Origin of the sequence: Peptoniphilus rhinitidis 1-13, from assembly GCF_000246925.1 — a bacterium.
Taxonomy (GTDB): domain Bacteria; phylum Bacillota; class Clostridia; order Tissierellales; family Peptoniphilaceae; genus Peptoniphilus_A; species Peptoniphilus_A lacydonensis.
Genome location: NZ_BAEW01000009.1, coordinates 44755 through 59826, shown reverse-complemented (window position 1 = coordinate 59826; position 15072 = coordinate 44755). Strand labels below are relative to the sequence as shown.

At 30.3% G+C, this 15072-nt stretch carries 10 protein-coding genes; 8 read left to right on the top strand and 2 right to left on the bottom strand.

All coding sequences use genetic code 11. The features are described from left to right. The first annotated feature begins 174 nt into the window (after positions 1-174). Entirely contained in the window at positions 175-1419 is a 1245-nt protein-coding gene (locus RH95_RS06485) for an L-cysteine desulfidase family protein (protein ID WP_010246857.1), read from the top strand. Between the two features lie 56 nt (positions 1420-1475). On the opposite strand, the gene RH95_RS06480 is transcribed toward RH95_RS06485, so the two are convergent. Further along, positions 1476-2906 carry a TraB/GumN family protein gene (locus RH95_RS06480; RefSeq protein ID WP_010246854.1) on the bottom strand — a complete coding sequence of 477 codons (1431 nt, stop codon included), beginning with the start codon at positions 2904-2906 and terminating at the stop codon, positions 1476-1478. A 10-nt stretch (positions 2907-2916) separates the two neighbouring features. Then, positions 2917-3984, bottom strand: a complete 1068-nt coding sequence (locus RH95_RS06475) for a pyridoxal phosphate-dependent aminotransferase (RefSeq protein WP_010246852.1) — start codon at positions 3982-3984, stop codon at positions 2917-2919. A gap of 270 nt (positions 3985-4254) precedes the next feature. On the opposite strand from RH95_RS06475, the gene RH95_RS06470 reads away from it, so the two are divergent. The 7 genes from RH95_RS06470 to RH95_RS06440 all read left to right on the top strand — a co-directional run bounded on the left by RH95_RS06470 (position 4255) and on the right by RH95_RS06440 (position 15068). After that, positions 4255-8634, top strand: a complete 4380-nt coding sequence (locus RH95_RS06470) for a Cna B-type domain-containing protein (protein ID WP_010246850.1) — start codon at positions 4255-4257, stop codon at positions 8632-8634. Then, positions 8562-9398 carry a Cna B-type domain-containing protein gene (locus RH95_RS06465; protein WP_010246848.1) on the top strand — a complete coding sequence of 279 codons (837 nt, stop codon included), beginning with the start codon at positions 8562-8564 and terminating at the stop codon, positions 9396-9398. Before RH95_RS06470 ends, RH95_RS06465 begins: the two co-directional genes overlap by 73 nt. Then, on the top strand, positions 9388-10035 hold the full coding sequence (locus RH95_RS06460) for a class C sortase (protein ID WP_010246846.1): 648 nt from the start codon (positions 9388-9390) through the stop codon (positions 10033-10035). Before RH95_RS06465 ends, RH95_RS06460 begins: the two co-directional genes overlap by 11 nt. Before the next feature lie 177 nt (positions 10036-10212). Further along, entirely contained in the window at positions 10213-11211 is a 999-nt protein-coding gene (locus tag RH95_RS06455; protein WP_010246844.1) for a threonine aldolase family protein, read from the top strand. A 9-nt stretch (positions 11212-11220) separates the two neighbouring features. After that, positions 11221-11856 (top strand): hemerythrin domain-containing protein, encoded by a 636-nt coding sequence (locus RH95_RS06450; protein WP_010246842.1) that lies wholly within the window; start codon positions 11221-11223, stop codon positions 11854-11856. 204 nt (positions 11857-12060) lie between these two features. Next, positions 12061-14802, top strand: a complete 2742-nt coding sequence (locus tag RH95_RS06445) for a heavy metal translocating P-type ATPase (protein ID WP_010246840.1) — start codon at positions 12061-12063, stop codon at positions 14800-14802. Then, positions 14799-15068 (top strand): metal-sensing transcriptional repressor, encoded by a 270-nt coding sequence (locus RH95_RS06440; RefSeq protein WP_010246838.1) that lies wholly within the window; start codon positions 14799-14801, stop codon positions 15066-15068. The genes RH95_RS06445 and RH95_RS06440 overlap by 4 nt, the downstream gene beginning before the upstream one ends. Positions 15069-15072: the final 4 nt, after the last annotated feature.

Sequence of the window (15072 nt, the reverse complement as noted above, 5' to 3'; positions counted from 1 at the left end):
ACGTACTGTGTAGAAAAAATTTTTCTAGATATATGGAAAATTATATAACATAATTTAATTTTTTATTTAAAAGTGATTAATTTATTATTGTAATTTAAGTCTATATAAGATAATAAAATTAAAAAATTTTGATATAATATAATTGTAAAAAAATAAAAGAGGAAGGAAATTTTTATGGATTACAATAATTTTTTAAGAGAAAAGATGATTCCAGCTTTTGGCTGTACTGAGCCCATAGCTTTGGCTTATGGTGCAAGTCGAGCCAGATTTATTTTGGGAGAAAATCCAAAAAAAATTACAGCAAAGTTATCGGGCAATATGATTAAAAATGTAAATAGTGTTAAAGTTCCAGGAACTGATGGGAGAAAGGGAATAGAAATTTCACTTGCAGCTGGAGCTTTTCTAGGTGATTATAAAAAGAAACTTGAAGTTCTATCTGGCATAGATAAAAGTAAGCTAGATATACTTGATGATTTAATAGAAAAAGGTCTAGTTGAAATTATTTTGCTTCATGAAAAGAAAGGTCTTTATATAGATATAATTATGGAATCAGATAAAAATAAATCTGAAGTAATTATAAATGATTTTCATACAAATATTATTTATGAAAGTTTAAATGATGAAGTTTTATTTGAAAAAAAATATGAAGAAGAGTGTGAAGAAAATAAAATAGATTTATCCTTTGATAAAATTTATGATTTTGCGAAAAATGGAGATTATGAAAGTATAAAAGATTTACTAGATACAGAAATTGAATACAACTGTGCAATTGCAGAAGAAGGAATTAAAAATAATTGGGGAGCAAATATTGGCAAATTAGTTTTAACTGATGCAAATGACAAAAATTATGAAAAATTTGTCGCCTATGCTGCAGCAGGTTCTGATGCGAGAATGTCTGGTTGCGAAAAACCTGTTGTAATAAATTCAGGCAGTGGAAATCAAGGCATAACTGTTTCTGTACCTGTAATTATGTACGCAAGGGAAAATAATATTGACAGCGATACTCTTTATAGAAGTCTTATTTTTGCAAATTTAATTGGCCTTTACATAAAAGAAGGAATTGGAGAACTTTCTGCTTACTGTGGAGTTGTATCTGCAGCTTCCGCTTCTATTTGTGGCATTGCCTTTTTAAATGGAGAAGACAAGGAAATGATAAAGGAAACCCTAATAAATTCACTTGCCACAAATTCTGGAATAATTTGCGATGGAGCAAAGGAATCTTGTGCTATGAAAATTGCATCTAGTTTAAAAATGGCATTTTTATCTTATAGACAAGCAAAATCTGGAAATTCTTTTAAAGCAGGAGATGGAATTGTAAAAAAAGATGTTGATGAAATGATAAAAACTATTGGTCACATTGCAAAAGATGGAATGATGGAAACTGACGAAGTAATTTTAAATGAAATGATAGGAAAATAAAAATTTTAATAAAAAGACGAAGTACACATCTAATATTGATATGTACCTCGTCTTTTTTATTTTTCTATAACATTATAGCCCATGCTCTTTAAAATTCCTGTTACAGAATTTTCTGGAACAAGATGAGCTGATCCTATTAATATAAAGTAAGTGTTTTTACCATCTTCTTTTAATAATGTGTCAATTTTTTTTGCCATATTTTTATCTCTGTCAGATAAAAGTGCTTCGTTAAATTTTTCTGCAGCTTTATCCCCATTTGTAGATAAAAGTATTTTCATTTTATCTTTGTCGCCTTTTTCCCAGACATCAATCATTTTATCAAGCTGGGCATTTATATTCTTGTATCCATTTTTTTCAATTTCATATGTAAGATTTTTTATCATAGAAATATAGGACTCTTTGTCAAAATTTGAGAGTAAATCTGATTGAAATTCAACAGATTCAAGTTCGTCTATTTCAATTTTATTTAAAAGGCTAAGTGCCAAGAAATATGACTCAACTCCATAATCTGATGTCGCAGTTTCTCTATTGGGATCAATTGAGAGAGTATTGTAAATTGCCCAAGGCTTTATACTTTTCACTTGGTCTTCAGTCATTCCAAAATTTTTAAAAATATCTAATACCCTTTCGTAAAGTTCTTCGCCCAAATCATCCTTTAAATTTCTGCCATCTTTGTAATAAATTTTTTCTTGCATTTCTGCTATTTTTTCTTGATCCGTTAAATCTATCTCCATATAAATTTTATCAGAATTTTTTAAAGACTTTACAATATTATTGTCAATAGGATAAAGGGAATTTCTGCCTACATGAATGGATCCAAGCATATAAACTTTGTTGTTTTTGTTATTTATTTCGTAGAAAAATCCCTTTGATACCTTGTCATTGTCTTGCAAAACTTTTTTAACAGCTCTATTGTATAGAGAAAGCATTTCTTCAAGAGGAATTTTTTCATTTAAGTAATTTTTACTATCTTCGCCCAAAAATATTTTCAAATCTTTTAAAGATTTTATTGAAAATTTATCATCATTTAAAAGTTTTGAAATAGATTCTAAAGTTTCAAGACGACTTAAATTTTTAAAATTAAAATTCCCACCAGTTTTTATGTTGCGAGATTCAATTTTTTCTTTTGCAAGATTGTAAGCTGCGTTTGCATCTTCCCTAGTAACGGCTTTTGTAAAATCCTTTCCATTTGAAAAGCTTGAAATTGGAAATAAACCCATAAATTGTACATCATTTAATTCACTACTTGCCCAAGGACTAAACATTAGATCTTTAGGTGCAGTGGATTCTTCCTTAGATTTCACTTCGTGAGCTTCTTCTATTTTTTTATCTAGAGTATTTTGATTTTCGCTATTTTTATTAAAATTATCCTCTACCTTGACTTCAGTAATAACAGGAGCATTTCTATCTGTAGCAAAAGTCAAACTTGGCACAAAAAGTGAAGGCACTAAGACTAAAATAGAAAATATTTTTTTTAATTTTTTCATTTTATCACCATTAATAAATTTCTTTTAAAAATTGTAATAATTTTTCATTTGAATTATCATCTAAAATGCAAATTCTAAAATAAGAATTGTCTAAATTTTTAAAAGTTTTACAATCTCTTATAACAATTCCATATTCTAAAAGTTTTTCACGCAAATTTGTAGAATTTATCCCATTCAAAATTTTTATTAAAATAAAATTCCCAAAACTTTTAAAAGGTTTTAAATTTTTTATTTGAGAAATTTCATTGTAAATATAATTTCTTCTAGAATCTATAAAATTAAAAATTTTATCAATATATTCTTTGTCAGAAAACATTACCTTGCCACAAATTTCTGCAACAGAATTTATTTGCCAAAGAACTTCCATCTCTTTAAAATAATTTAAAAAGTTTTTATCAGAAGAAATTCCATATCCAAGTCTTATTCCAGGAAGTGCAAAAAATTTTGAAGTACCTCTTACTATCGCAAGATTTTTATAATGTTTAGTTAGCTTTGCAGAAGAAAAAATATCCATGTCTGTAAATTCCACATAAGTTTCGTCTACTAAAATTTTTGCATCAGTTTCTGTTAAAATTTTTTCAATATCTAACGCACTTAAAATTGTTCCAGTGGGATTATTTGGATTTGCAAAGACAAAAAGTTCAACTTTATTTTTATTTATTAAATTTATAATTTCGTCTAAATTTATTTCGAAATTATTTTTTTCTTCTAGATTGTATTCTATTATTTTAGAATTTATTTTTTTTAGTTCATTTTCATATTCAGAGTAACAAGGTGAGAGTATCATAGAAATTTTTGGATCAAAAAATTTTATAGCATCCTTTAAAATTTCTGTGGAGCCTAGTCCAAGTACAATATTTTTTTCATCACAACTTGCATAATTTGAAATAGAGTTTTTAAGATCTATGTATTCTACATCGGGATAGCTTGAAAGTAAAATTAAATTATTTTTAAGAGAATTTAGAGCTTTTACACTTGGTCCCAAGGGATTTATGTTGGAAGAAAAATCTTTAATATCTTTTATTTCTATACCATTATTTTTTGCAATTTCAAAAATATTTGCACCATGACTATTCATTTAAACACCTCCTTAATATTGTACCCTATTTTTTAAAAATTTACATTTAATATATAAATTTGACCAAAAATATAGACATTTTAGTAATTAAAAAAAATTTTATTATAAAAGTTAGAAAAATCTGATAAAATAGTGTCTTTTGATTAAAAAATAATTGAAAATATGATATACTCATAATATAAATGTCTTCTTTAATATTCCTTAAAATAATTTTATTATATAGAATTGTTTTTGAGGAAAAATAAATAGCAAAAAGGAGGAAAAGACATTATGTTAAGAAATAAAAAATTAATGGCATTTTTTTTAGCTTGTTTAATGCTATTAAGCACATTTGTTCCAATTGGAGAAATATTTGCACAAGCTGCAAATGAGCTAACAAAAACAAAGATAAGTAGAATGGAAGTTAAAGATCAAGATGGAAATACCATTGATCTTAATGACGACATTGCAGAAGAAAAAAATTGTAAATTAGAGTTTGATTGGGATTCTAGTGAATACAAAGAAAACATTAAAGCAGGAGATTACTTTAATGTAAACCTTCCAAAAAACTTTAAAACATTAGAAAATGATTTTACAGTCAATACCATTGATGGAGTTCAAGTTGCAAAGGCACAAGTAAATAACTCTAATTCTGAAGTTGGGGGAGGTACTCTAAAGGTAGTATTTACAAGCCTTGTAGAGGATAAAACAGATGTAGCAGGTAGTATTGCTATCGAAGGCAGCCTACTAAATACAAACAATCCTCCTGAAGAAAGAGAATTAGAAATTAAAGAAGACGAAGCATCGACAGAAAAAATGATGAATGCTGAAAATAATGAAAATGATAATAATAATGAAGATAATGAGGTAAATGGAAGCTGTTCTAATCTTAATCTTAGCTTAGATATAGAATCACACGAACAAACAGAATATTATGGAACAGATTTAATTCAAAGTAATGTAGTAATTGATGGTAAGGGAATTGAAGGTCAAGTTGAAGGATTATATTATGATATTATATTCCCTTCTGAAGAGTTTCCAATAAGAAACGATGGGAACTGGGATCCTATTGATGTGACAAGATGGGAAGATCCAAATAACCAAGGAAAGTATATAGATTCTACAGCTACTATCCAAAATTATCCTATGATTGATAGGGTGGAAAAGAGAGTAGAAGACGGCAAGACTATCTATAGAGTTTATTTAAAAGCCATAGATTCGACTACCACTTTAAAGATACCTTATACTTTCAGTTTTAAAGATAACATTACACCACCAGATTATAAATTCCAACCAGAAGTTAAGCTTTATGACGCAAGTGGATGTCTTATAAAAGAAGTAAAAGACAAAGAATATTCTATTAAATATGATGACTTTAGAGGAAGAAAATTAGTTAACCTATCTAGTGAAAAAGACCAAATGAATTATGGCGGTAGTGAAGATAAAAACAATCCTCGAAGAATATCAGAAAATGACACAAGACCTGTAAGCTTCCAATTCAAGTTAGAAGTTAAAGATCGTGGTTACAATGGAAGCAAAGCAAGAGCTCTTAAATCTTATGTAATCACAGATACCCTTCCAACTTATACGGATAAGGATGGAAATGAAAGGACAGCTGAATTTAGAGAGGAAGAAAACCCAGGATGGGTGCTTTCTAAAGATGGAAAGACTGTAACTTATAATCTTAATGAAAGAAAAAGACATAGTAATAAGGACGGAGACTTTTTATGCGGTGGTGCTGAAGGTGATTTATATGAAGAAGGTGTTCAGCTAAAATTACGCTTTCCAGGCGCAAAAACCAATTCAAAGGACACTCCAAGAGATGATAGGGTCTATTATGACAATAGTGTTGATATAGAAGCAAGGCCATATAACCCAAGTGAAGGGGAAGTCTACAAGGCTTCAGCTAATTTAAGCTTTCAATTGACATCCGATCCATTAGATGGAAGCGGCGTATTTTGGAAGAATAATGGATTTGATGACGGCGTGAACTATCCGGAAACGCCAGCCAAGACTTATTATGACCCAACAGGAATGGCTACAGCAGAAGTAAACTATAGTATTTATTTAAAAAACAAAACATCTGAGCCTATGAAAGACATCGTCATCATTGAAGATGCTAAGAACTTTGATTCCAGATTTTATGTGTCAGGTATGTTTGGGCCATTAGAATTTTCACCTGGGAAAAAATATGTGGATTCAAGTCAGTATGAGATAAGGGGGATTAAGTCAGACGGGACTTATGATATTATAACTGAAAAGTTATTTGGATATGAAGAGTATCCGATAAATAAACTTGCTCAGGAAGAAGCAAAAAATATAAGAAGGCAAGTTCTTGATGGAAAGATAGAAAGAGAAAATGCTCCAGCTGTAAATCCAGAGTATGATAGAGTAGAGATACATTTTAAAAATTATGAGTTGCCAGTAGGTGCTCAGCTTAGATTAGATGTAAAAATGAAGTACAAGGATCCTTTTAAGGTTAAATTTGAACCAGATAGAGCCCTTAATAATACAGCAGAAGTAAATTTAAAATCCGGAGAGGATGAATATAATTTTACAGCATCAGCAGATAAATACCTCATACCAATAGAAGAGTCTGTTAAGCTCTATAAAAGCACCGATTACTTACGTAATCCTACACCTAAGGTTGGAGATCAGATTAGATTTAGAATAGAATATGATTTTAAAGGATTGTCTGACCAAAGAGAACTCTCAAACTTAACATTTGTAGATCTTTTACCTGAAGGTATAACTGTAAATCCAAAAGAATTAGGATTGAGGGCTGATGTCGGAAGTGGATTTAATTATAAATATGAGCTGGTAAAGAATTACAATAATACTGGTAGAGACGCTTTTATTTTAAAATATGACAACTTTTTAGTGGGTGAATTTAGGAATGTTCATGGTAAGAAATTAGAATTTAGTTTTGGAGGAAGAATTAATGAGAATATTGTCCCAGAAAGGGCAATTACAGACAAGATTAATAATGACAACATAGTCTATTCTTACTTCAATGATGACCAATCTGTGTTAAACCCTAAGGTTGGGGACCCTATGTCATCTACAGTAGTTGTTGATAAGCTGGATATCAATAGAAATGGGAAGACACATGACTCTATCCTAATGGCGAAGTCAAAGGTAACCTCAACTTTGGCACAGAGTGTAAAAAGTATTAAAAGAATAAGAAGTGTAGAGCCAGCAGAAGAAAATGGGGACCTTGTGTATGACAGGGCATTTTCATTAGATACAGTTACTAATTATGCTGATAAAGCCAATGATAAATTAGGTAGGTTTGAATATCAGCTGAGAGTAAATAACTATAAAGATGAGTATTTAAATAAACTGGAAATATATGATGTACTACCAAGTTTTACAGATGGAAATAATAAATACAGAAATAAACTTGTCGATGAAATAAAAATCTATAAAGCTGGTAAAGATATAACAAAGGATTTTAATATTTTTTATACAACAGATGAGAATCCTTCAGAAGACCCAGTAAAAGCTGTAAAAAGCCAAAATTGGGTTAAAAATCCGACATCATACGAAGATGTTACCGCTGTAAAGATAATCGGTAATTATGACCCAGTATTAACACAATATGAAACCTTAGATATCAGACTTCAAATGAAAGCTCCAGAATATCCTGGCAGCAATGTTCTTAATGATAAAGTCGCAACCAACAGCTTTTTTGTAAGATATGCAGATGATGGAAATTTCGGAAAATCTAATTCTGTTACGAATAGATTATTAAGAAGAACAGATATTAATGTAGAAAAAATTTGGGAAGATAACAATAACAAAGATGGTAAAAGACCAGATAAAGCAACAGTTAAGTTATTAGCAAATGGAGCTGATACAGGCAAAGAATTAGCTTTAACAAAAGATAATAATTGGAAAGGTACTTTTACAAATCTAGACGAATACAAGAATGACGAAAAGATTGTCTATACAGTAAAAGAAACTGACGAAAAAGATGGTAGCATTACCATTGGCGACAATAAATACCAGGTAACTTATGGTGGAACAGAAGAAGATGGCTTTAAAATAACAAACAAGTTAGAAGAAACATCAAGTCCATGGACACCAATAACTCCATCAAAAGAAGACATCAAGGTTGAAAAAGTTTGGCAAAATAAAGACGGAAAAGAAGTAACCGCCCCAGTAGACAAAATAGAAGTAGAACTTTATAGAGATGGAAAAGCTACAGGAGAAAAGAAAGAACTAACAAAAGACAACAAGTGGACAGCAGAATTCAAAGACTTAGACGTAGTAGAAAAATTGGACTCAAAAAAAGCCTACGAATACACAGTAAAAGAAGTTGGCGAAAAAGATGGTAAAATTACAATTGGTGATAAAAAATACCAAGTAAGTTACGATGGAAATGAAGAAAAAGGTCTAACAATAAAAAATAAGTTAGAAGAGAAATCAGACCCATGGACACCAATAACTCCATCAAAAGAAGACATCAAAGTTGAAAAAGTTTGGCAAAATAAGAATGGAAAAGTTATAGAAGCTCCAGTAGACAAAATAGAAGTAGAACTTTATAGAGATGGAAAAGCTACAGGAGAAAAGAAAGAACTAACAAAAGACAACAAGTGGACAGCAGAATTCAAAGACTTAGACGTTGTGGAAAGCTTAGATTCAAAGAACTATTACAATACACAGTAAAAGAAGTTGGTGAAGATACTGGTTCAATTAAGATTAATGGAAATTGGTACAAAGTGAATTATAGTGGATCTATGGAAGATGGTTATACTATAAGAAATCAAGAAGAACCAAAATCACCGCCAAGACCAAGACCATCAGAACCTAATACCATAGATATTAAAGTTAAAAAAGACTGGATTCTATATGGAAATAAGCCAGTAGACAAAATAGAAGTAGAACTTTATAGGGATGGAGAAGCGACAGGAAAGCTCCTTGACTTAAATAAAGACAATAATTGGAGTGGTGAATTTAAAGATTTAGACGCTAAGAAAAGTTCAAATTCAACACATGATTATCATTATACGATAAAAGAAGTTGGCGAAGCTGGAAACACAATAAAATTAGATGGAAAATGGTTTGATGTCAATTATCTTGGCAGTGCAGAAGATGGATTTACGATTGTAAACAAAGAAGAAAAGCCAACTAGACCAGATAGATCAGAAGATCCAAAGAAACCAGAAAAACCAGATACTCCAAATAAACTGGATAATCCAGAAGAGCCTGAAAATCCAAACACTCCAGAAGAACCAAATGAGGTTGAAACACCAGACAAACCAAACACTTCCAAGACTCCTTCACAAGGTAAAGAATTGCCTAAGACAGGAGATGGATTGAATTTATCAACTTACGCTTGGATTCTACTGGGACTAGGAAATCTTTCTACATTTGCTGGAATTCAAAGAAAAAAGAAACTAAACTCAAGAAGAAAGAAAAATGTCAAATAAAGAAAGAAAGGATTATCTTAGTAAATCTCTTATTGGTATTGGATTAATATTAATAGTCTTTGCCATTGCATTTCTGGTTCTTAACAAAAAAAGAATAGAATTTAAAAAAGAAGCATCAATAAACCTTGAAAGCCAAATGAAAGAGGAATTACCTTCTTTAGAAAATTATGAAAAAGAAGAACAACCAGATGAAGTAAAGGATACTATAAAAGATACAGCAATAGGTGTTCTCAGAATTGATAAGATTGGGGTTATAACTCCTATTAGTGAAAATACCAGTAAACAATCTTTATTGACTGGTTCAGGCATTGTAGAAGGTACTGATATACCAACATCAAAAGACAACACTATAACAGTTCTTGCAGGACATAGAGGGGGAAGAAATGAAACGCAATCCTTTCTAAATATTGATAAGCTGGAAATTGGCGATGAACTAAAAATCACTACAAGAGAAGAAGAACTTTACTACAAAGTAGTTGATAAAGAAGTGATTGAACCCACAGATTGGAGTAAATTCACACGAGAGGAAGGAAAGACAAAGCTATTTTTAATGGCGTGTCACCCTTATCCAAAAAATGATAAAAGACTCTTAATTAAATCAGAATTAATAAGAAGTGACGAAAATATCGAAAACTGAAAAAATCAAAGCTATAAAAGGTGATGTTGCAGAATAGGAAGATCTATTCTGTTCATCACTTTTTTATATTTTATTTCAAATATTATATAAAAGATATCATAATTTAATATTGTAGCCTATTTTTTAAAAATTCACATTTAATATATAATATTGGGTAATAATAATACGGGGTGAGTTATGAATAATTTTTTAAATGATTATAACGATTTTGGTTCAAGAGAAATTTATGAGGAAATTAATAAGATATTTGATGAAAAAATTTCTGGTTATGGTTTAGATGAAATTTCTAATTCTGCTAGAAAATTAATCTTAAAGGAAATAGATTGTGATGCAGATATAGAATTTGTATCTGGAGGAACTGCTACAAATATTTTGGCAACTACTTTTGCATTAAGGCCTTTTGAAGCAGTTTTATCTGCAAGTACTGGCCATATAACTCATCATGAAACGGGGTCAATTGAGGCGACAGGTCATAAAGTCGTCACAATAGAAAATTCTAATGGAAAATTAAAAGCAGAAGATATAAAAGAATTACTAGAAAATCAAGCTGGAGAAATTGATGTAAAAATAAAAGTTGTCTATATTTCACAAACCACAGAGCTTGGGACAGTTTATTCGGTAGATGAGATAAGAGAGATTTATAAAGTCTGCGAGGAAAATAATCTTTATTTATATATTGATGGTGCGAGAATTGCCCATGCAATGGCTGCAAATAATTCAAGACTTTCTGATTATGCAAAATACTCACATATTTTTTCTATTGGTGGCACAAAAAATGGCGCAATTTTTGGCGAAGCTCTTGTAATATTAGATGAAAATTTAAGAAAGGATTTTAGATATTATTTGAAACAAAGAGGGGCAATGATGGCAAAATCTTTCTTGATAGGTTTGTCATTTAAAGTATTATTTCAAAGTGGTCTTTACTATGAAAATGCAAATAAAGCTTATAAAATGTCAAGACTTCTGTTCCATGGTCTTAGCAAAATGGGAAGAGAGCCACTTTTTGGAGAGTCAAATCAAATTTTTATAAAGTCAAATCCAGACGAAATTAAAAAGTTACAAAGAGAAAATATTTTTGAAATAGATAATAAAAGAGAGTCAATTATTAGACTAGTTACAAATTACAGAACAGAAGAGAGTGATGTAATAGGATTTTTAAATTCTTTAGATAAATAGGAGGAAAAAATGTTAGATAAAAATATGACAGTTGAAGCTGCAGTTATGGAGAATCCAAAGGTTTTAAAGGAAATTCAAAAACTTGGTGCAGAGTATGATTTTGTTGCAATGGAAAGTTTGGAAGATGCTTTAAAATCTCTTGATACAAATTATGAAGATTTTCTAAAAAAAGTTCAGGATCAAGTTGAATTTAAGGATATGGACAGAGTTTATAAAATGAATAAGGAGGAACTTATAAATTATATTGTAAATGAAATTCATCCTTACGAACTTGAAATGACAGAAAAAATTGATGAAATTTTTAGGGGTGCAATAAAAAAATATTATAGAGAAAGAGGAGAACAACTATTTGTAATATATGAAGTTATACTCCTCATTAAAGCAGAACTTATTTCACACTTTTCAAGCGAAGAGGAATTTGAGTTTAAAGATGCTTTGGCTGGAAAAGATGTTGATTTCGAAAATTTGATTGCAGAACATGAAAAGACAATTGGACTTTTTGACAGAGTAAAATATTTAACTCGTGATTATAAAATGAATGCGGAAGAACCAGAAGTTAAAGAACTTAATAGTCTTATGGAAGAGCTTGACAAGGACATAAGAAGACATATTTATATAGAAAATGAAATTTTATTTAAGATGTAAGTTTTTGTGAAGTTAAAAAATTTAATAAGAAGTTTTTATATGGTTTAGTTTTTTACTAGACCATATTTTATTGTACGCTTTATCTTATAAAATATTATGCAATTTAGGAAATAAAAAAGATTTTTATGTGAAGATTTGTAAATTTTTTTTATTTGTGTTAATCTAATAATAGATGACACCCAATAGGGGGTGGGAGGAGGTAATATGGAGAAAAAATTTGATGTAAGTGGAATGACTTGTGCATCTTGCGTGGCTAATGTCACAAAAGCTGTTGAAAAACTTGATGGAGTTCAGTCTGCAAATGTAAATCTTATGACAAACTCTATGAAAGTAAATTTTTATGAAGATAAAGTAAATGAAGAAAAAATAATTAGTGCAGTGGAAAAAATTGGCTATGGTGCAAGTGTGTCTGGCAAAAAAGTTTCACAGGAAGATAAAGTAGAAGATAACAGAGAAAAAAATTTAAAAAATAGACTTGTATCTTCAATTATTTTTATGGTGATACTAATGTATGTATCAATGGGGCATATGGCTCACCTTCCAACTCCAAAAGTTTTTAATGGAAGAGAAGGGTCAATTATTTTTGCTTTTACGCAATTTCTTTTGGCATTACCTGTTGTGTATATAAATAGAGATTTTTACATTTCTGGTTTTAAAGGACTAAAAAACAAAGCTCCAAACATGGATAGTCTTGTTGCCGTTGGTTCATCGGCTGCACTTATTTATGGAGTTTTTGCAATTTACATGATGTCCTATGGTTTTGGATACAATAATATGGAAATTGTTGACCTTTACAGAAAAAATTTATATTTTGAATCTTCTGCAATGATATTAACTTTAATAACTGTTGGAAAGTATTTGGAAGAAAAATCAAAGAATAAGACTAGATCATCTCTTTCAAAACTTATGGACCTTGCTCCCAAAATGGCGACAGTTGTAGAAGATGGAGAAGAAATTGTAAAAAATATTGAAGATGTAAAAGTCGGCGATGTTTTAATTGTAAAACCTGGAGAATCTGTTGCAGTTGATGGAAAAATAATAGAAGGATCATCAACTCTTGATGAATCGGCAGTTACTGGTGAATCAATACCAGTGCCAAAAGCTGTTGGCGATAAAGTTATCTCTGCTTCTATTAATAACACAGGTTCCTTTAAATTTGTGGCAGAAAAAGTTGGAGAGGACACTACAATTTCACAGATAATAAAATTAGTAGACGAGGCAAATCAATCAAAAGCACCTATTGCAAAGCTTGCAGATAAAATTGCAGGAATTTTTGTGCCAACAGTGTTGATTATTGCAACTGTAACTTTTATTATTTGGATGAGTCTTGGTTATGGTTTTGAAAATGCGCTTAATTTTGCAATTTCTGTTCTCGTGATATCTTGTCCATGTGCTCTTGGACTTGCTACGCCAGTTTCTATAATGGTTGCAACAGGTAAAAGTGCAGACTTTGGACTTTTATTTAAAAATGCAGAGGTTTTGGAAAATCTTCACAAAGTTGACGTAATTGTAATGGATAAGACTGGCACAATTACAGAGGGGAATCCAAAAATTACAGATATAATTACAGATTTAGATGAAAATGAGTTTCTAAAAATTGCCGCTTCGTTAGAGAGAAATTCACAGCATCCACTTGCTTCTGCAATTTTAAATTATGCTGAGGAAAAAAGTATAAAGATTTCTGATGCAGATAATTTTAACTCTGTAAGTGGTAGAGGTATTAGTGCAGATATAGATGGTGTAAAATATTTCACAGGAAATATAGAATTTATGCTTGAAGAAAAAATAAATTTGAAAAATTTTGAAAAAAGTGCAGAAAATCTTGCAAAAGAGGGTAAGACTTCAATGTACTTTGCAAGAGAAGATGAAGTTATTGGGATAATCTCTGTAAAGGATCTTCCAAAGGAAAGTTCTAAAAAGGCCATCTCTCTTTTAAAAGAAATGAACAAAAAAATTGTAATGTTAACTGGCGACAATGAAAAAACTGCAAAGGCAATTGCAAATGAAATTGGAGTAGATGAAACTTTTGCAGGACTTTTGCCACAGGAAAAAAATAAAAAAATTGATGAAGTTCAGAAATCTGGGAAAAAAGTTCTTATGATAGGTGACGGAATAAATGACGCACCATCACTTGCAAAGGCAGATATAGGAATGGCAATAGGTCATGGCACAGATGTCGCAATTGAATCATCAGATGTAGTTCTAATGAGATCAGATCTAATTGATGTAGTTTCCGCAATTGAAATTTCAAGGGCGACAATAAAAAATATTAAGGAAAATTTATTTTGGGCATTTTTCTACAATGTAATTGGAATACCTATAGCTGCTGGAATTTTGTTTCCACACTTTGGTATAAAATTGTCGCCAATGTTTGCAGCCTTTGCAATGAGCATGAGTTCAATTTTTGTTGTGAATAATGCACTAAGGCTTAGAAGGTTTAAACCAAGGACAGTAGTAAATCCCATGAAAGAAAATTCTGATATTAAAAAAGATAGTAAAGAAAAATTTGAAAAAGAAAAAAATATGACTACAATAAAAGTAAGTGGCATGACGTGTGAGCACTGCGAAAAGAAAGTTTCTGATGCACTAGAAAAAACTGGAAAGGCAAAAAATGTAGAAGCAAATCATGAAAATTCTTCTGTAAAATTTATAGATGAAGGCATCACAGAAGAAGAAATAAAAAATGCAGTGGAAGAAGCAGGTTATGAAGTTATTAAAAATAAAGGAGAAGATAGTATGGAAAAAATTTTAAATGTTGAAGGAATGAGCTGCAATCACTGTGTGGCTACAGTAAAAAAAGCACTAGAAAATGTTAATGGTGTAAAAGAAGCAGATGTAATTCTTGAAGAAAAGAGAGCAGAAGTAAAACTTGATAAAGAAGTTTCTGATGAAATTCTTGTAAAAGTAGTGAAAGATGCTGGTTACTCTGCAAAAATTGAAAAATGAGAGCAGATAGGGAAGTCCAACTTAGAAAATTAAAAACTGTCAGGGGACAAATTGATGGTCTTATTAAAATGGTTGAAGATGACAGGTATTGTTTGGATATATCAAATCAGCTTATGGCATCAATTTCAATTTTAAAAAATATAAATAAAGATGTATTGACGGCACATTTAAAGGGCTGTGTCAAGGAATCTTACGGAAAAAGTGAAGATGAAATTGATGAAAAAATTGAAGAGATAAACAGTATAATTAACAAATTGTCAAAGTAGGAAG

Coding starts and splice junctions, on each gene's coding strand:
- RH95_RS06485 (WP_010246857.1), top strand. CDS start 175: ATGGATTACAATAATTTTTTAAGAGAAAAGATGATTCCAGCTTTTGGC.
- RH95_RS06480 (WP_010246854.1), bottom strand. CDS start 2,906: ATGAAAAAATTAAAAAAAATATTTTCTATTTTAGTCTTAGTGCCTTCA.
- RH95_RS06475 (WP_010246852.1), bottom strand. CDS start 3,984: ATGAATAGTCATGGTGCAAATATTTTTGAAATTGCAAAAAATAATGGT.
- RH95_RS06470 (WP_010246850.1), top strand. CDS start 4,255: ATGTTAAGAAATAAAAAATTAATGGCATTTTTTTTAGCTTGTTTAATG.
- RH95_RS06460 (WP_010246846.1), top strand. CDS start 9,388: ATGTCAAATAAAGAAAGAAAGGATTATCTTAGTAAATCTCTTATTGGT.
- RH95_RS06455 (WP_010246844.1), top strand. CDS start 10,213: ATGAATAATTTTTTAAATGATTATAACGATTTTGGTTCAAGAGAAATT.
- RH95_RS06450 (WP_010246842.1), top strand. CDS start 11,221: ATGTTAGATAAAAATATGACAGTTGAAGCTGCAGTTATGGAGAATCCA.
- RH95_RS06445 (WP_010246840.1), top strand. CDS start 12,061: ATGGAGAAAAAATTTGATGTAAGTGGAATGACTTGTGCATCTTGCGTG.
- RH95_RS06440 (WP_010246838.1), top strand. CDS start 14,799: ATGAGAGCAGATAGGGAAGTCCAACTTAGAAAATTAAAAACTGTCAGG.